The 17,072-nt window shown below is 40.5% G+C and carries 18 protein-coding genes; 5 read left to right on the forward strand and 13 right to left on the reverse strand.

Going from position 1 to position 17,072, the window contains the following annotated elements:
- Window positions 1-62: 62 nt before the first annotated feature.
- From AC1XUO_RS01240 to AC1XUO_RS01255, 4 genes are all read right to left on the reverse strand, one after another.
- The gene (locus tag AC1XUO_RS01240) at window positions 63-1,805 is read right to left on the reverse strand and encodes a D-alanine--D-alanine ligase family protein (protein ID WP_483327941.1); all 1,743 of its coding nucleotides are present in this window, start codon (window positions 1,803-1,805) and stop codon (window positions 63-65) included.
- A 152-nt stretch (window positions 1,806-1,957) separates the two neighbouring features.
- Window positions 1,958-2,215, reverse strand: a complete 258-nt coding sequence (locus AC1XUO_RS01245) for a NifU family protein (RefSeq protein WP_235148998.1) — start codon at window positions 2,213-2,215, stop codon at window positions 1,958-1,960.
- A 67-nt stretch (window positions 2,216-2,282) separates the two neighbouring features.
- Entirely contained in the window at window positions 2,283-3,392 is a 1,110-nt protein-coding gene (locus AC1XUO_RS01250) for an Mrp/NBP35 family ATP-binding protein (RefSeq protein ID WP_483327942.1), read from the reverse strand.
- Window positions 3,393-3,514: 122 nt separating this feature from the next.
- Window positions 3,515-4,516 carry a GSCFA domain-containing protein gene (locus tag AC1XUO_RS01255; RefSeq protein ID WP_483327943.1) on the reverse strand — a complete coding sequence of 334 codons (1,002 nt, stop codon included), beginning with the start codon at window positions 4,514-4,516 and terminating at the stop codon, window positions 3,515-3,517.
- 479 nt (window positions 4,517-4,995) lie between these two features.
- On the opposite strand from AC1XUO_RS01255, the gene AC1XUO_RS01260 reads away from it, so the two are divergent.
- The 3 genes from AC1XUO_RS01260 to AC1XUO_RS01270 all read left to right on the forward strand — a co-directional run bounded on the left by AC1XUO_RS01260 (window position 4,996) and on the right by AC1XUO_RS01270 (window position 7,934).
- A complete protein-coding gene (locus AC1XUO_RS01260) occupies window positions 4,996-5,136 on the forward strand; it encodes a hypothetical protein (RefSeq protein ID WP_483327944.1) in 141 nt (46 codons plus the stop codon).
- Between the two features lie 144 nt (window positions 5,137-5,280).
- Window positions 5,281-6,135, forward strand: coding sequence for a glycoside hydrolase family 16 protein (locus tag AC1XUO_RS01265; protein ID WP_483327945.1), 855 nt, complete (start codon window positions 5,281-5,283; stop codon window positions 6,133-6,135).
- Between the two features lie 35 nt (window positions 6,136-6,170).
- Window positions 6,171-7,934, forward strand: a complete 1,764-nt coding sequence (locus tag AC1XUO_RS01270) for a DNA polymerase III subunit gamma/tau (protein ID WP_483327946.1) — start codon at window positions 6,171-6,173, stop codon at window positions 7,932-7,934.
- Between the two features lies 1 nt (window position 7,935).
- Here AC1XUO_RS01270 and coaE read toward each other — a convergent pair whose 3' ends face one another.
- From coaE to nusB, 6 genes are all read right to left on the reverse strand, one after another.
- Complete coding sequence (gene coaE, locus AC1XUO_RS01275) at window positions 7,936-8,532, reverse strand: dephospho-CoA kinase (RefSeq protein WP_483327947.1); 597 nt, start codon at window positions 8,530-8,532, stop codon at window positions 7,936-7,938.
- A gap of 274 nt (window positions 8,533-8,806) precedes the next feature.
- The gene (locus AC1XUO_RS01280; protein ID WP_483327948.1) at window positions 8,807-9,493 is read right to left on the reverse strand and encodes a YbbR-like domain-containing protein; all 687 of its coding nucleotides are present in this window, start codon (window positions 9,491-9,493) and stop codon (window positions 8,807-8,809) included.
- Between the two features lie 160 nt (window positions 9,494-9,653).
- On the reverse strand, window positions 9,654-9,953 hold the full coding sequence (yajC, locus tag AC1XUO_RS01285; RefSeq protein ID WP_483327949.1) for a preprotein translocase subunit YajC: 300 nt from the start codon (window positions 9,951-9,953) through the stop codon (window positions 9,654-9,656).
- Between the two features lie 64 nt (window positions 9,954-10,017).
- Window positions 10,018-10,461: a DUF1573 domain-containing protein gene (locus AC1XUO_RS01290; protein ID WP_483327950.1), complete on the reverse strand. Its 444-nt coding sequence runs from the start codon at window positions 10,459-10,461 to the stop codon at window positions 10,018-10,020.
- Between the two features lie 14 nt (window positions 10,462-10,475).
- The gene (locus AC1XUO_RS01295) at window positions 10,476-10,778 is read right to left on the reverse strand and encodes a YtxH domain-containing protein (RefSeq protein WP_235148988.1); all 303 of its coding nucleotides are present in this window, start codon (window positions 10,776-10,778) and stop codon (window positions 10,476-10,478) included.
- A 112-nt stretch (window positions 10,779-10,890) separates the two neighbouring features.
- Window positions 10,891-12,057 carry a transcription antitermination factor NusB gene (gene nusB / locus AC1XUO_RS01300; RefSeq protein ID WP_483327951.1) on the reverse strand — a complete coding sequence of 389 codons (1,167 nt, stop codon included), beginning with the start codon at window positions 12,055-12,057 and terminating at the stop codon, window positions 10,891-10,893.
- A 361-nt stretch (window positions 12,058-12,418) separates the two neighbouring features.
- Here nusB and AC1XUO_RS01305 point away from each other — a divergent pair, with 361 nt between their 5' ends.
- On the forward strand, window positions 12,419-14,200 hold the full coding sequence (locus tag AC1XUO_RS01305; protein WP_483327952.1) for an ABC transporter ATP-binding protein: 1,782 nt from the start codon (window positions 12,419-12,421) through the stop codon (window positions 14,198-14,200).
- A 92-nt stretch (window positions 14,201-14,292) separates the two neighbouring features.
- On the opposite strand, the gene AC1XUO_RS01310 is transcribed toward AC1XUO_RS01305, so the two are convergent.
- Complete coding sequence (locus AC1XUO_RS01310) at window positions 14,293-15,069, reverse strand: S24 family peptidase (RefSeq protein WP_483327953.1); 777 nt, start codon at window positions 15,067-15,069, stop codon at window positions 14,293-14,295.
- A 119-nt stretch (window positions 15,070-15,188) separates the two neighbouring features.
- On the opposite strand from AC1XUO_RS01310, the gene dinB reads away from it, so the two are divergent.
- Window positions 15,189-16,421 (forward strand): DNA polymerase IV, encoded by a 1,233-nt coding sequence (gene dinB / locus AC1XUO_RS01315; RefSeq protein ID WP_483327954.1) that lies wholly within the window; start codon window positions 15,189-15,191, stop codon window positions 16,419-16,421.
- A 12-nt stretch (window positions 16,422-16,433) separates the two neighbouring features.
- Here dinB and AC1XUO_RS01320 read toward each other — a convergent pair whose 3' ends face one another.
- Complete coding sequence (locus AC1XUO_RS01320; RefSeq protein ID WP_483327955.1) at window positions 16,434-16,733, reverse strand: HigA family addiction module antitoxin; 300 nt, start codon at window positions 16,731-16,733, stop codon at window positions 16,434-16,436.
- 8 nt (window positions 16,734-16,741) lie between these two features.
- On the reverse strand, window positions 16,742-17,026 hold the full coding sequence (locus tag AC1XUO_RS01325) for a type II toxin-antitoxin system RelE/ParE family toxin (protein WP_483327956.1): 285 nt from the start codon (window positions 17,024-17,026) through the stop codon (window positions 16,742-16,744).
- Between the last annotated feature and the right edge of the window lie 46 nt (window positions 17,027-17,072).

Here is a 17,072-nt window from a genome sequence, read left to right on the forward strand (position 1 = left end):
AATTTACTAAAAAAGAGCTTGCATTAAGCTCTTTTTTGTCCTTAAAAATGGGAAAAATATTCTTAATCGATTTTAATAACAGTCCAGTCCGTGATTAATTCTATGGATTCTTTGTCATTAAAAACATGCACCTCATCATCAATTTCACCTGCAAAAAAATCAGTTATCGACTTTGCTTTTTCTGCTGTTTCAGTCAATAATGGATGTCTGCCTTGTGTGATCAATCCTTCCACATCAACGATGTATTCCTTGAACATAAAGGGGTTAGGCAACTGATAATATTTACCATCCGTACCATGCAGAACTGGAACCGGCTTGTAAATACCTTCCGCGTTGACGCGACCATAAGTCTTTCTGGCTAACGCATAATGTTCGTCGGAAGCATCAAATAATATTCCTTTGACCGGTTTCACTATATTTTTAGCAGTGGTAATTTTTGAGTCCAACGCTTCCAGCAAATGCCGCAGATTCCAGGTATCCTTTCCTAAACGAATTCTTTCACGAATGGATTGACGGATAAAATAAGTTAGGGCCTGTGTTACACTCAAACCGATTTCAGCCATTTGTTTAAAAATGAAAGAAGTTGGTGACATACCCGGAATTGTGTTCGGATCGTGCAGGACGATGGTTCCGTCAGGCGTCAAAAATCCGTCAATACGCACGCAAACGGTGATACCAAGTTGCTGAAAAACTTCGGCTATCACCTTTTGAATTTCCTGATTTTTTTCAAGAGAAGCGTCAACAGGAATTCTTTTACGGCTGGCTCCCGGTTTATATTTAGCATTAAAATCGAAAACGTCAACCATTTTGATCACCTCACTCGGAGGCAATGCAAGCGGTTTGCCATTATCAAATTGTATACAGCCACATGAAAATTCCTGACCTTCAATAAACTCTTCGAGCAAAACCTGATCCTCTGCATTTGCACTGCTCAAAACGATGATATTATCCTGAACAACAAACATATTATCGAGTAATTCCAAAAGCGCAGCCGGGTGATAAACCGTTTTATTTCCATTGACAACCAGTGGAAATCCGATCCCTTCGTCCAGGTTGGCGATACGCTGAACGTACGCATGTTTTCCGGCAGCATCAAGTGCTTTCCACGTTTTGCTTTCCAGCTCAACCTGAAAAAAACACTGGTTAATTGCAGACACGAACGCTTCCAAAGAATCTTCTTTTACAATCGCGACGCCTATGGAGGAGCCCTGATGCGGTGCTTTGATAACTAACGGAAGGCCCAGGTGTTTTTTCAAAACGGTAAACAGTATGGAGTATTCGCGTGGAATCCACTGGTCATAACGAAGTGTCCAACTTTTCTTTTGCTGGTTATTGACCAACGCGATCATATCATTTTGCAGGATTTTATCGATACCAACAGCAGAACCCATCAATCCCGGACCACTGTAAGGAATTTTAAACCATTCCAGCAAACCCTGGATCGCTCCATCCTCACAATCCGGACCGTGCATGGCGAGAAAAGCAAACTCAAAATGATCTTTGAATTGATCAGGCGATAAAACCAAACCGATCTCCGGTGAAACCGGCTCCTTTGCCAAATGTGGAAAAGACTCTATATAAGTACTGAAGCCGTCAGTCTGATTTTTTTTTGCAGGATAAAAATCTCTGATTTCCTTCGAATACATCAAAGAATGTTCAAGTTTTATAAATCGACCGAAGCTGTCGACGAAAATAGGTACCGGCTCAAAAAGTGATTTATCCAGATACTCAAAAGCGGTTTTCCCACCTGCAAATGAAATTTCCCTTTCGCGGGAGGGACCTCCAAAAAAAACTCCTATGCGCATATTATCGCTGATTAATGCATTTTAAAACGTACCTGCAATATAGGGAGTATTTAAAATGAATCAATTGCAACCAATGGTGCATAGGAAATATTTATTTCAATTTGGCTGCTTCCAGCCAAATTGAATATCATTTTTGGGCAAATCATAGCCGACTAGGCCAATGATGGCACGTTAGATGCTACCACCCGGTTGATATGCGGAACCGCCTTTCGGATCGATTCTTCAAGACCCGCACGGAAAGTCATGGCGCTCATCGGGCAGCTTTGGCATGAGCCCATTAATTCAAGTCTTACCGTAAGATCGTCTGTTAATTCTACCAACTTCACATCACCGCCATCTGCGTGTAAATACGGACGGACAGTTTCCAGCGCCTGCTCAATTAATTCTAATGTTTTTTCTCTTGAATCCATTATTTAAAAAGTCTATTCGGTAATATGCAAGAATTTATTGATAAAGTCAAATCCAAATCTTTGCTGATCAGGACTGGATCTCTACCATTTGAGTCTTTTCTTTGGTTGCATTACGGATAGCAACCTGTTGCGCCAATCCTTCTGCAGCCGTGCGAAATGCCTCGTTTACAATCGGATTTACATTCATAACCGCCGGGCGGCCTTCATCCCCTGCTTCACGAATACCTTGTACCAAAGGTATTTGTCCTAACAAAGGTACATCAAATTTGTCAGCTAAGGATTGTCCGCCACCTTGTCCAAAAATATGATATTTACTTTCCGGAAGTTCTTCCGGTGTAAACCATGCCATATTTTCGATCACACCCAGAATTGGAACATTGATCTGTGGCTGCCTGAACATCGACATTCCTTTGACAGCATCAGCTAACGCCACTTTTTGTGGAGTTGTAACGATGATTGCGCCAGTGACCGGAACAGTTTGAACCAAAGTCAGGTGAATATCACTCGTTCCCGGGGGAAGGTCAATGAGCAAATAATCAAGATCACCCCAGTCTGTATCTCCAAAAAATTGTTTCAGCGCCTGGCTTGCCATGGGTCCGCGCCAAACGACCGCGCTATCCGCCGGTGTCAAAAATCCGATGGATATCATTTTGATTCCATACTGACGGATCGGATTGATATAGTTTTTACCATTTTTCGGCGTAATCGTTGGCTGCATATCTTCTGCACCAAACATCAAAGGAATGGATGGACCAGAAATATCAGCGTCAATAATCCCAACAGTGGCTCCTGAACGATGCAAAGCCATCGCAAGGTTGGCAGTAACCGTTGATTTACCTACTCCACCCTTTCCCGAAGAAATAGCAATTACATTTTTTACGCCAGGAATTAATGCTGCACCAAGCGGTCTGATACTCGTCACATTTGCTGTTAAATTGACAATAACCTCGACATCAGGACTCAACTGCGTATGAATTGCATCTGTACACATTTTGCGTATCAACTCTTTCAAAGGACAAGCTGGTGTCGTTAGCACTACTGTAAACTTCACCTGATTTACACCAATTTCAATATCCTGAATCATGTTCAGCGTTACCAGATCCTGTTTAAGATCCGGCTCCTGAACTGTGCTCAGCGCCTGTAATACTTTCTCTTTATTTATTGTAAATTCGCCCATTGTTTTTATTTCGCCCGAGAATTTCGAGACGTACTGGATATGATTTCAGATCGCTCCGAAATCGTCTGATTCTATTTATTTCACTTAATTAAATACAACACAATTTCTAACCAATGAGTTTATCAAATGACGGGAAATTCATCGATCCTTCGGGTTATTTGTGCCAATTCTCCTGATAAATCCACAGACTTCGACAACTCGCTGAGTCGCTTCTGAAGTGTTTGCAGCAAAGCAAGCTGACTTGCCGTGAAGCCATAATGTGGAAAATGATTCATCATTTTTCGAACGCCGTCCCAGTCCTTTATAAAATCCAAAGCCGGCTTGTCCATAAAAGCGTTTACAAAAGTAGTAAAGATATATTCTTCTGCTACGCTGTTTGGATGAATAAGATCGGGTTTGTAATAGCGATAATCGCGAAGCTCATCCACCATAATTTCGTAAGACGGGAAATATTCGACCTGACGGAATTTTTCAGACAGTCGGTGGCAGACCAATCGCAAAGTTGATTTACTCACCTGATTTAGTGCCAGCGTGTCTTTTGTATGCCGCACCGGACTGACAGTCAAAATAATCCGAAGATCCCGTTTTATCGATTGCAATTTAAAAATGAGATGTTCCAAACCGATATTGATCTGGTCTAGATGTAAGAGTTCTTTCAAAAAATGATCAGAAGGCAATTTATGACAATTCCCGACCAGCAAATTAGTTGCGCGGTGGCGGTGAGCGAAGGCAGTGCCCAGCGTAATAACGAGTACATCTGCATCTCTCAGAAATTGATTTACTTCCTGCTGTTTTTCTTTAAGTTTCCCTTCAAGATCGATCCGGTTGTCGGACCATAAGGATGAATGGAAGTCGTGATGAAGCCAAATCTTATCTGCATTCTGGTGGTAAAGTGCGGGATGTGGCGGTTTTCCATCCAGTGATAAGTCAAGGAGTTTTGAAATAGACAAAGGGTTAAAAACAGTTCCAAAAGGATTATTCAGAACCTGAAATTTATTCTCAGCCAGCTGATTGCCAAGGACATCAGCAAAACAGGAGCCGATGGTTAATATTTTTGTATGATGATTTATTTTCCAGTCTGAGGGTATAACGTTGAGTTCTGTGGTCAGTTTTAATTGCTTCATTCGATCTTTATTATGGGGCGTGCAAAAATAATAAGAATTGGCCAGTCCGGCACAAACACGCTGAGGAAGAGGGTATCAATAATTGATATATAAACGTTAAATTTGGGAAATATACACACGATTGGAGAATAATGATTGAATTGGTGAATGAGAGCATGATTGAATGTGGGCTTTCCTGAATAGAAACCCCGCTATCGGCGATGAATACATTGTTGAATTTATCGCAATTGAATAAATCGGTAAATTTGCTTAGTAAGATTTTGTTTTACGACCTCAGCGCGCTCCTTCGGAGCATCCTGTTTATAGAAAAATATTAATTTCCAGTTACTTCCCTAACTCCATAGGAGTTTCCTGGAAATCTTAGGCGGCTCCTATGGAGCAAGAAAAATAAATCTTAAACTATCTTGCTATAAACAGGAAGCTCCACAGGAGCTATTTATTCTGATTCTCATTGCAATGTTTTATTTAATCTGTTAAGCATGGCGGAAATTAAAAGAAATATTACTGTCAAATTAACCGGCGAGCAAATCGTTAATAAAAAGTTAAAAGAAATGAACGAATTGTTAAAAGGTATAGATATTTCAAAATTACCAAAAAAGCCGAGTGCCAACCAGGACTGATATGGAAGCTAAGAAAAGCGAGTCTATACCGAAACTTACCGAAGAACGAATAGTTCAAAAGAAACTGGACGAAGTCAATGCTGTTTTTAAAAAGATGGATTTATCCATACTAATAAACAAACGCACTAAAAACAAATTATAGCCATGCAAAAATCTCTTTCTGGAAAATTATTTCTCTCTTCGATCTGCCTGGTCGGTTTTGCTAATTGTTCACAATCCCAAACTCCGCCCTCGGAATCTTCGCGGGTAAAATATGAGTTTGCCTCCTCCCCAATCTGGCAGGATGAATTTGATTATTCAGGAAAACCTGATGTTAAAAAATGGAGTTATGATATGGGCGGAGACGGCTGGGGAAATCATGAACTGGAAAATTATACTGACAAACCTGAAAATGCCCGTGTTGAAAATGGTAACCTAATTATCGAAGCCAGAAAAGAAACATCGGGTAAGCAGCATTATAGTTCAGCAAGATTAGTGACAAAAGGAAAAGGAGATTTTCTCTACGGGAAATTCGAGATCCGGGCTAAACTTCCAAAAGGACGTGGTACCTGGCCTGCGATTTGGATGCTCAATTCTGAAAAAAATTACGGCAACAAAGGCTGGCCGGATAATGGTGAAATTGATATCATGGAGCACGTCGGTTTTGATCAGAATCATATTCATGGAAATATACACACGAAGGCATTTAATCACGTCCTGAAAACAAATAAAGGTGGCGACACCTTGCTGACAAATGTGTCTGAGCAGTTTCATATATATACCTGCGAATGGACACCCAACTATGTGTCAGTTGGTATTGACGGCAAAGAATATTTCAGGTTTAATAAAGAAACGGGCTATTCCTGGGAGCAATGGCCCTTCGATAAATCTTTTCATTTAATTTTAAATATGGCCGTCGGCGGCGATTGGGGAGGGCAGAAAGGCGTGGATGACAGCATTTTCCCGCAAAAAATGGAAGTTGATTATGTCCGTGTTTATCCATTGGTCGAGAAAAAGTAATTTGAAATTCCGGCTCATGGAGCTAACTTGCACGCATGGATCATTTCGTTGTTTCGGCCAGAAAGTATCGCCCAGTCACTTTCGACTCGGTAGTTGGCCAATCACATATCACGACTACGCTTAAAAACGCAATTCGTACCAATCACCTGGCGCAGGCTTTCTTGTTTTGCGGTCCGCGTGGTGTTGGGAAAACGACTTGTGCCCGTATTCTTGCAAAAACCATTAATTGTCAGAATCTTGGCGACGACGTAGAAGCCTGCGGCGAATGTGAATCCTGTGTCAGTTTCCAGAATAATGCCTCTTTCAACGTCCACGAACTGGATGCTGCTTCCAATAACTCTGTCGAAGATATCCGTAACCTGATAGACCAGGTTCGCTATCCACCTCAGACCGGAAAATATAAAATCTATATTATTGATGAGGTCCACATGCTTTCTCAGGCTGCCTTTAATGCCTTTTTGAAAACACTGGAAGAACCGCCTGGATATGCCATTTTCATTTTGGCGACTACTGAGAAACATAAAATCCTGCCAACGATTTTATCACGTTGCCAGATTTTTGATTTCAACCGTATTCAGCCAAAAGATATTGCCTATCACCTGGCTGATATCGCAAAAAAAGAAGGCATTCAGACAGAAAAAGAAGCACTCGAACTCATCGGTCAGAAGGCCGACGGAGGATTGCGGGATGCGCTTTCGATGTTTGATTTAAATGTTACTTTTTCTACGGATAATCATCTGACTTATGCAGCCGTTTTAGAAAACCTGCATATTCTCGATTACGATTATTATTTCAAAATCACAGATGCTTTGACAGCAGCCAGTGTGGCCCGTTCATTGGTTTTGTTTGATGAAATTTTAAGGAAAGGATTCGACGGACATTTATTTATTGTGGGCTTGCTCGAACATTTCCGAAATCTCCTGGTTTGTAAAGATGCAGCTACCGTTTCCTTGTTGCAGGTTTCAGAGTCGGCAGAAAGAAAATATGTCGACCAGTCGAGAAATGCGGATATGAGCTTTTTACTTTCTGCATTAAGTGTTGCCAGTCAATGTGATATAAATTATAAAGCGGCAAAAAACCAGCGATTGCATGTGGAGTTATGTCTTATGAAACTCGCAAATCTGCCCAATATCCTTCAACTTAATTCTCTTGCAGCCGTTGATGAAACGGCAAAAAAAAAAGTTGAGCCCCAACCAGAGCCAGTAATAAATGAGGCAAAAATACCGGTTCAGGAAAATGCGGTAAAGGAAGTTGCCAGCCAATTTGCACCAAATGTTGCCCCTCAAATTGCACCGGTTACGGCAAGGCCAGTTTCAAAACTGAGAAGCACAACGCAGCTTGTCCCACCCACTCCGGGTCAACAGAACGGGAATGTAACAGAACAGGCTACTGTCAAAAATGAGCCCGAACCGGAGATTCCAAAGGTAGCCATACTTGATTTAACGCTAGAAAACTTGCAGCAGGTTTGGCATGAATTTGCTGAAAACAGAAGAAAAACAAAAGATTCAACAACAGAAGGAATTGCGCTGAACCGGGCCATTGAACTGGTTGATTTTACCATTCAGATTGCGCTGGACAATGATCCGCAAATGGATGCGATCCAGGGAATGCGTTATGAATTGCTTGGGTTTTTGAAAAGCCGGTTCAATGCGCCGAGACTTGAAATTAATCCACGCGTCGCGCCACATGAAGTCCAGCGTTTACCTTATACGCCTGCTGAAAAATTTAACTATCTGGCAGAGAAAAACCCTTATCTATTACAGCTGAAACAATCACTTGGCCTGGATGTAGACTTCTAACCTATTTCGCAGCTTGCTCTAAAAATATTTGATGCAATTCTAAAACCTGAGGGATCAGCCCTGCATTTTCATTGTTATCGATTGTAAAATCTGCAATGACATCACGTTCTTCGTCTGAAACCTGCCTTTCAATAATAGCCAGAATTTCTTCCTCCGAGCGGCTTTTATCACGATTTTTAATCCGTTTCAGGCGAAGATCAACAGACGCTTTCACCACAATCACACAGTCCAGATTGTTATTATTGCCAGCCTTATTCATAATTGCGGCTTCCTTAATGACGTAAGGCGCGTTTGCATGCATTTTCATCCATTCGTCGGTATCTCTGCCAACAGCCGGATGAATTATTTCATTGAGTTTTTTTAGAAGATCAGGATTCTTGAAAACCAGAGAAGAAACAAAAGGACGATTGTATTCTCCATTTTCTGTGTAAGATTCACTACCAAGTAATTGGATAACAGCTTCGCGAATTACCGGGTCATAATTGGTAAGCCATTTTGCGCGGGTATCAGCATCATAAACCGGTATGCCCAAACAAGAAAACAATTTGCAAACAATACTTTTGCCTGAACCAATTCCGCCTGTAACGCCAACTTTCATTTTAAGGGTTAATTGTTAAGGGTTAATTGTTAATGAGGATCAGGATAATAGACAGATTATAACTGTGATTATCAATCTATATGGATCAACTGACAGTTTTGTACAAAAATTTCAAACGCCAACAATTAAGCATTTTAATGGTTAATGATTAAGGGTTAGTTGTTAATGAGGATAATAATCAGATTATAACTGTGATTATCAATCTATATTTATAAGCTGCCCGTTCTGTACAAAAAATTTCAAACGCGAAACATTAATCCTTAACCATTAACAATTAATCATTATTAAGTATTTGCGCGACTTCAAAACTCACATACACATCACGGTGGCTGACTTCGATCAACGGTGTGTTTGGCAATGGTATCGGTAAACTTTCGTCAATATTGTTTTGTATTTTTCTTGTTGGAATGGCGATCCTGATTGTATCAGGATAATCTCTGATCAGCGAAACCGGACCATCAATGGAAATAAGTGAAGGCGAAACATTGATGATACTCGAAATCACATAACCTTCGCGCATATCGATTCCGGCACTGTCAATTCTGATCGGAATAATTTTTCTGATTTTCCGTTCAAAACTCAGCTCAAATGTATCTGAAACAACATAATTGACTTTTACATCGGGAAAAAGCTCCGTGATCTGGTCTGTTAGTGAAGTAGAGTTGATGAAACTCGCTTTGGTCGGATTCAATACCTTGTATACCACTGGCGCGGCATTAAAATTCAACCAGGATTTTCTAAGCAAATTCCAGCCATCTCCTGTTACGTTAACGGAAATTCTTTTTGGTAGTGGCTGTAATGGAATGAATGCGGCAGCGTCATACTCAACAGTTAACGGATAGCTGAGTCTGATGGAATAATCTTCCTTGTTCAGCACATTCATCAACCAGAAAAATGTAGCTGCCAGAAGACACCCGAAAAATGTTTTTATCTTATTCCGACCTGATGGAATGTTACTCACAGCTGGTAATTATAATTGTATATCTAAAATATACAGTTAACACATAAACAAAAATAGCGGTGTCAGGCCTGATGTAAAAACCTGAATATTAACTATTTAGGCCATCCCTGACACCACCATAAACTATCCTTCCGAATAGATAACGATCTTATGTTATTTATTATTCTGCAATCGTACGGGCAATTGCTGCCTTGTCGACCGTTAATTTCACGCCTTTATCAAGTTCAAGGGTGATCAAAGTTTCCTCTACGTTATATACTCTTGCATGGATCCCACCGATTGTCACAACCTGATCACCCTTTTTGATTGCATTCAAAAGGTTTTTAAGATCTTTTTGCTTTTTTTGCTGCGGACGGATCATAAAGAAATAAAATACCCCTATAATACCAACCCACATCACGACCTGATAAATCATGGCCTGTGAGCCACCTGCTGCTTGTAATAAAATTGAAAGTGTCATTATTGAATTAGGGTTATTAGAAAATTAAAAAAGATCTGATTGCGACCTGAAACTTTGAAGATTTTCACTTCGCTACTTCTGGCTTTGGTGCTGCATTAACAATTCCTCTCAAACGCAATTCCGAATAAGCCGGGTCTGTGTTTGCATAAACTGTCACCGTTTTAACCTGTGGCCCCGATTTCCCCTTACTATTAAATCGAACTTTGATACTTGAAGCCGCATTGGGAGCGATCGGCTCACGCGGCCATTCCGGCGTTGTACATCCACATGACGAGGTGATATTGTTCAGAATCAGAGGATATGGGCCGTCATTTTTAAAATTAAATGTATGCTCAACTACCTCTCCCTCCTGAATGGTACCAAAATCGTAAGACGAACTGTCTGTCAAAGCAAAAACGGGAAGTTTAATATCTCCCGTTTTTGCTTCACTCTTCTTTTCAGACCCTGAACAATTTATAAGCATTAATGCAATTCCCGAAAGAAATGCGAATGCACGAAGTTTTTTCATACGTCAAGTCAAAATCAGTTTGTCTGACCTTTTATTTGTGCCATCAGACGATCAACATCTTCAAGAAGTTTCTCTGCTTTTTCGCGTGCATCGTTTACTACACGTTCACCTTCAGCTCTTGCGTAGCTGTCAGGCTGGTTTTTGCCGTCAATCAGATCTTCGATTACGGCTTGCAATTTTTCACGGTATTTAGACAAACGGTAAGTAAGCTGTGTGCGAAGAACATTACCTTTATCCGGAGCGTACAGGATACCCAAAGCTGCTCCTGTTACGCACCCTGTCAAAAATGCTATTAAACTACGGCTGGATTTACTCATGGCTTTATAGTTTTAGCGGTTATTCCGCTATTGTTGGTGGTTAGCTGTCAAATTTTTTACAATAAACAAATTTTCGGGTTACCCCTCTATCCTTCAACCTAAAATTCTATGCCTATTTATTATCGATCAACCCGCGTCCACTCTTTCTGATGATTCCCTGTGCAGCTAACTTAACGGAAAGTACGTCGAGTACCCCATTAATAAATTTGCCGCTTTTGGGTGTGCTGTACCTTTTTGCAATTTCAATAAATTCGTTGATCGTAACCTTCACCGGAATACCAGGGAAATGGATCAATTCTGCCAAAGCAGTTTTCAAAATAATCATATCCACCAGTGCGATACGGTCAAGCTCCCAGTTCTTTAGCTGCTCGTCGAGATAGCCGTCATACTGATCACTTTCTTCAATCACAAGTTTGTACAATTCTTCGACAAAAAAACGGTCTTCGTCCCAGTCTTTTGTCAAAGGTGATAAAGCGAAAGTTTCTGCACTATCAGCTGATTTTAGCGTTTTGATCGCCAAACCACGAATTAATTCGCTATGGTCCACCCAATAAAGATCCCGTTGTTCAAGAAATTCCAGGGGAACTTCGTGTTTCAGGATTACCTGGCGTAGAATATATTGAACGAGCAGCTGATCTTCTTCCGGCGTATGTTCGGTTTTATTACAATATTCTTCATACGTCGCATCCTTGCGTAACGCCTCACGATAGGTTTTACGTATCATGTTCATGTCATTACTCCAGTTGATGCCGTTTCTGATTATTTCTTCTTCCAAAGTTTTGTCTTCCTGAAGAACCATGATCACACGGTTGGTATTCAGTCCTCCGTTTTTAGAAAAAGGTGCTTCCGGATCATCATATTTTCGTTCACGATCCAGTTTTGCCTGATAGGCAAGTTCAATTAACATGGACAAAACCCGGATAAAATCAACGTAAATCGATTCCGTTTCATTTAAAACCCGGCGAACCATCTTCTCTCCATCGGTCAACGTCTGGCTTTTATATGCTTTGTAAGCGCTGTTGGCAACTCTTACCACATCAGAATTAAATGCTTCGTTTTCATTAAGTTCGCCGTTTTTGATAAGTTCGTCCAACGCCGCTCCCGCTGAATGTTTGTTGTTTGTCAATTTTTGCTTATCCTGAAATTCCATGGAATTTAAATCAGGGGCAAAAGCTTCTTCAATCTGATCCAGAGCGAGTAATCTGTTGGCATCAGCAGTTAATTTGCGCGCATAAAGAGCTTGAACAGCTTTTGTTCGTAATAATCTTCTATTCAGCATAAGCCGGAACACTAATTGGATAAAAGGTACAGTAAATCAAAGAACGTATCTGCGTGTTAAGCAAGGTTTTTATTTTTACAATACCCCGCGTTTATATTTAAAATTGACCGCAAAAATAGACTATTTTGTTTAGAAATAGAAAAATCAAACTCAGCCTTTTTAATTTTGCAACGTTTTAAAACATTTGGCTGTTGGTATTTAAACACGCATAAATCAGGGAAAAGTCAGGTCAACGACGGACTCCAAAAATATTTATTTAAAGTAATTTCTTCTTTACATATAACCGAATTGTTGTAAAATAGGTAACAGCCAAATAAAACACTGAGGAATAACGTAAAGACCAAATCAAACAGAGCAGCACGTGAAAGCACTTAAGTACCTCAATAAGTACCTCTTGAAGTATAAATGGTATCTTATTTTAGGAACAATTTTTACTATAATTTCTAATCTTTTTGGAATTATTCCGGCGCAGCTGGTTCGTTATGCCCTCGATTTAGTAGGCGAAACCCTTGACGTCTATTATTTGTTTGACGGTTCGGCCCTGCAATCGGAGCTTTACGACACTTTTGCCTTTACCATTTTGCTTTACGGTCTGATGATTCTGGCGATGGCACTACTGAAAGGAATTTTCCTTTTTCTGGTCAGACAGACCATTATTGTCATGTCCCGCCATATTGAGTATGAGTTAAAAAATGATGTTTATAATCACTACCAAACTTTACCGACGAGCTTTTTCAGAACGCATAACACGGGAGATTTGATGGCCCGGATTTCCGAGGATGTCAGTAACGTCCGTATGTATGTCGGCCCTGCTTTGATGTATGGAATTAACCTGATCGTGCTTTTCATTCTCGTTATTTCCTACATGGTAACGGTTAATGCAAAACTTACGTTGTATGTACTTTTGCCGCTACCTTTACTTTCTGTGAGTATTTACATCGTGAACAGTATCATGATGAAACGGTCGCAAGAAATCCAGAAACAACTTTCGGCACTTTCAACGTATGTTCAGGAAGCTTTTTCGGGTATTCGCGTAATTAAATCTTTTGTACAGGAAAAACATTCTTTTACCAATTTTAAGACTGAGGCAGAAGACTTTAAGAATAAATCACTTCGCCTTGCCAAAGTAGATGCTTTCTTTTATCCGGTAATCGTTTTGCTGATCGGAATCAGTAACATTCTGGTCATTTTCGTGGGAGGTAAGGAAATAATCAATGGAAATCTGACGCCGGGAAATATTACTGAGTTCATACTATATGTCAATATGCTGACATGGCCTGTTATGGCTCTCGGTTGGACTACAAGCCAGATTCAGCGCGCAGCATCCTCACAAAACCGGATTAATGAATTTCTGGAAGTGAAAAATACGTTGGTTTCTGATAAAAAAATTGAGAAACAACTTGATGGTATCATTACTTTCAAAAACGTCGGCTTTAATTATCCTGACTCAGGCATTCAGGCGATCCATAGTTTCAATCTGGAAATTAATCATGGTGAAAGTGTAGCAATTTTAGGAACGACGGGTTCAGGAAAAAGTACGCTGGCACACTTACTTTGCCGCCTTTACGATCCGACAGAAGGTGAAATTTTGGTTGATGGCATTCCGCTGAAAGATTATAACGTTCATGAATATCGCCGTCAGTTAGGTTATGTGCCGCAGGATGTATTTCTATTTTCTGATACGATTGCGAATAATGTTCGTTTTGGCAGTATTGATATGTCTCAGGACAGAATCGAGCTTGCAGTGAAGGATGCTGACCTCCTCCGTAATATTCAGGATTTCCCGGAAGGTTTTAATACACGACTTGGCGAAAGAGGTATAACATTATCTGGTGGCCAGAAACAGAGACTCTCCATTGCCCGCGCAATCGCACGCGATCCAAAAATTCTGATTCTGGACGATTGCCTTTCTGCGGTTGATACGAACACGGAGAACATCATTCTCACAAACCTGAAACGGATCATGGATGAACGCACTTCCATTATCATTTCTCACCGGGTTTCTTCTGCAAAACTGGCTGATAAAATTGTGGTTCTTGATGAAGGTAAAATCGTTGAACAAGGTACGCATACAGAACTGATGGCGAAAAACGGTGCTTATAAAGAGCTGTATGAAAAACAGTTGATGGCGGAAGAAGTTTAAAGAGTGTTGTTATCTTAAAATATAAATACAGAAGACAGGGCCGTTGGATAATTCTCCATGGCCCTGTCTTTTTATGCAAAGGTTTATGAATATTACTTCACAAGTCTCCTCACTTCTTCTTTCAATTCCTTCATTTCCTGATGCAGATTATATAAACTGACGGTGTTGGAATTGGTATCCATATCAAAGGTCAACTTGCTATGGACCTGCCAAATTTCCCGAACTTCACTTCTGTCCACGAGAATCGGATTGTATTCCGGATTGATCGAAATCAGGTTTAAAATTGTGGATTTATCATCCTTCTGAATCTTTTTAACGAGAATACTTTCAGCAGTGACCACGACATACATCCGGTTATTTTTGATCGTATCCCAAGCCTCCACCGCTTTCCCAACAATCCATTCGTCCGATTGTAAAACCGGCGTCATACTATCGCCATCAACCTGAAAACCTCTGAACGAAGCATTCCGAAATTCAGGTAACGGGATACTGAAAGCGGGTAAACTTTCAAACCAGTTCGCATCGCCGATGTTATGCGGATAACCGGCCGCCGCCTTGGCGCTTACCAAAATAATATTTTCCTTACCGCTGTTGTCAACTGTGATAATTTTCGGGCTCATGACGGGCTCACCGATGCGCAGGTATTTCTGCGAACTTTCGCCAAACAACCAAAGCGGATTGATATGATGAAGTTTTAACAGCTCTTTCACAACCTGACCCGGTATTCTCGTCCGGCCTCTTTCGATATCAGCCGTCGTGACATTTATCCCAAGCTGCTCCGCGAAAGCGGCTTGTGTCAGATTTAATTCTTCCCTTATTTGTTTGAAACGTCTGCTTTCTTCTTCGATGGGCATATGTCTGATAAACATGTGATTAACGATAAATCTTTTCAAATATATAAATTTTTTGGAATATTTCCATTGTTATTTCAGGATTAAATCCATAATTTTGGAAATAATCCATTAATAAGTAAAAATTCCAAATTGTCATGGAGCGAACTATCCTACATATGGATCTTGACACATTTTTTGTTTCCGTTGAGCGGAAGATTGATAGTCGGCTGGAAGGAAAACCGATTCTGGTAGGTGGAATCGGGGATCGTGGTGTGGTCGCGGCTTGCAGTTATGAAACGCGGGCCTTCGGCGTACATTCAGGAATGCCAATGAAAATGGCCAGAAATCTTTGTCCGGAAGCTACCGTAATCCGCGGTGAAGGGGGCGTTTATTCCGAACATTCAAAAGTTGTTACAGAAATTATCCGTGAAACCGTGCCTATGTTTGAGAAAGCCAGTATTGATGAATTCTATGCGGATCTGTCAGGCATGAACAAGTTTTACGGATCATCCTATAAAATGGCCCAGGAACTTCGATTGCGAATAAAAAAAGAGGCAGGACTTCCAATTTCATTTGGGCTTTCTGCCAATAAACTGGTTTCAAAAGTAGCCACCGGTACTGCCAAACCAGATAATGAGAGAAAAATTGAATTCGGGACAGAGAAAAGCTTTCTGGCACCCATGCTTGTCAAAAAAATTCCGATGGTAGGTGAAAAGACTAATCAGATACTTTATAACCTGGGTATCAAACATGTAAAAACAATTCAGGAAATGCCGATGGAAATGATGAGCAAAGTGCTGGGGAAAAATGGTGTAGTACTGTGGAACCGTGCCAATGGGATCGATGAGACTCCAATTATTCCATTCCATGAGCGTAAATCTATTTCCAACGAACGAACCTTTGGAAAAGATACCGGCGATGTGAAAAGAATGAGGGAGATGATCAGGGCAATGGCTGAAAACCTTGCTTATCAGCTCAGAAATGGCGACAAGTTAACTTCTTGTGTGTCTGTCAAAATACGTTATTCCGATTTTAATACATTTTCCAAACAACTAAAAATTCCATACACTTCTGCCGATCATCTGCTGATACCAAACGTTGAAAAACTGTTTGATCAGCTGTATAATCGACGGATGATGGTCAGGCTTGTTGGTGTTACGTTCAGTGATCTTGCAGGAGGTAATTACCAGATCAATATATTTGATGATTCAGAAGAAAAAATAAATCTCTATCAGGCGATGGATTCTTTGAGAAACCGGTATGGAACTGATAAACGAGGAAATTCGATCATCAGTTGGGGAACAACCCTGGGCATCGCGAATATATCAAGTATGGGAAATCCATTCAATGGCGAGCCGCCAATTATTCCGGCGCATAGGAATGCCTAGTTTTCAACAGCACTAAATCTCACTGATCTGCAAAGTTTTTATACTATCTAGCTCGCTGAAAATTAAATGTTGCTCCTCTTCTAAATCGAAATCATCTTGTAAACCAAGCCAGAACTTAGCCGTCGTACCAAAATATTTACTAAACCTTAACGCCGTATCAGCCGTAATTCTCCTGCGTCCATGGATGATTTCACTAACCCGGGTCTGAGGAATTGCCGTGTCTTTGGCCAGTTTGTAGGCAGTGATTCCCATAGGACTTAGAAATTCTTCCATTAGAATTTCACCCGGGTGAATGTTATTTAATTTTTCCATACAAGTTTTTATTTATGATAATCCAGAATACTTACGTCAGATGCATTGCCACCCAGCCATTTAAAAATAATTCGCCATTGATCATTTATCCTGATACTGTAAAAATCTTTTAGATTGCCTGATAATTTTTCAAAGCGATTGGAAGGCGGGATGCGGAGATCGTTTAAATTTTGTGCGTTGTTTAACATCCTAAGTTTTCTTCTCCCTATTGATTGGATTTCAGGAGGCGGCTTACCAACCCTTTCCCCAAACCATATTTTTTCAGTGTCTTTTGAAGAAAAACTAATTATCATATCGCTTCCCGTTAGTAACGTTAAAAGTAAGTATAAAGTTTAATTT

This window comes from Dyadobacter sp. HNCC25DJ186 (genome assembly GCF_056895235.1).

Excerpts from the sequence above, each read along its gene's own strand:
- AC1XUO_RS01240 (WP_483327941.1), bottom strand. The coding sequence starts at position 1,805 with ATGCGCATAGGAGTTTTTTTTGGAGGTCCCTCCCGCGAAAGGGAAATT.
- AC1XUO_RS01245 (WP_235148998.1), bottom strand. The coding sequence starts at position 2,215 with ATGGATTCAAGAGAAAAAACATTAGAATTAATTGAGCAGGCGCTGGAA.
- AC1XUO_RS01250 (WP_483327942.1), bottom strand. The coding sequence starts at position 3,392 with ATGGGCGAATTTACAATAAATAAAGAGAAAGTATTACAGGCGCTGAGC.
- AC1XUO_RS01255 (WP_483327943.1), bottom strand. The coding sequence starts at position 4,516 with ATGAAGCAATTAAAACTGACCACAGAACTCAACGTTATACCCTCAGAC.
- AC1XUO_RS01260 (WP_483327944.1), top strand. The coding sequence starts at position 4,996 with ATGGCGGAAATTAAAAGAAATATTACTGTCAAATTAACCGGCGAGCAA.
- AC1XUO_RS01265 (WP_483327945.1), top strand. The coding sequence starts at position 5,281 with ATGCAAAAATCTCTTTCTGGAAAATTATTTCTCTCTTCGATCTGCCTG.
- AC1XUO_RS01270 (WP_483327946.1), top strand. The coding sequence starts at position 6,171 with ATGGATCATTTCGTTGTTTCGGCCAGAAAGTATCGCCCAGTCACTTTC.
- coaE (WP_483327947.1), bottom strand. The coding sequence starts at position 8,532 with ATGAAAGTTGGCGTTACAGGCGGAATTGGTTCAGGCAAAAGTATTGTT.
- yajC (WP_483327949.1), bottom strand. The coding sequence starts at position 9,953 with ATGACACTTTCAATTTTATTACAAGCAGCAGGTGGCTCACAGGCCATG.
- AC1XUO_RS01290 (WP_483327950.1), bottom strand. The coding sequence starts at position 10,461 with ATGAAAAAACTTCGTGCATTCGCATTTCTTTCGGGAATTGCATTAATG.
- AC1XUO_RS01295 (WP_235148988.1), bottom strand. The coding sequence starts at position 10,778 with ATGAGTAAATCCAGCCGTAGTTTAATAGCATTTTTGACAGGGTGCGTA.
- nusB (WP_483327951.1), bottom strand. The coding sequence starts at position 12,057 with ATGCTGAATAGAAGATTATTACGAACAAAAGCTGTTCAAGCTCTTTAT.
- AC1XUO_RS01310 (WP_483327953.1), bottom strand. The coding sequence starts at position 15,069 with ATGTTTATCAGACATATGCCCATCGAAGAAGAAAGCAGACGTTTCAAA.
- dinB (WP_483327954.1), top strand. The coding sequence starts at position 15,189 with ATGGAGCGAACTATCCTACATATGGATCTTGACACATTTTTTGTTTCC.
- AC1XUO_RS01320 (WP_483327955.1), bottom strand. The coding sequence starts at position 16,733 with ATGGAAAAATTAAATAACATTCACCCGGGTGAAATTCTAATGGAAGAA.
- AC1XUO_RS01325 (WP_483327956.1), bottom strand. The coding sequence starts at position 17,026 with ATGATAATTAGTTTTTCTTCAAAAGACACTGAAAAAATATGGTTTGGG.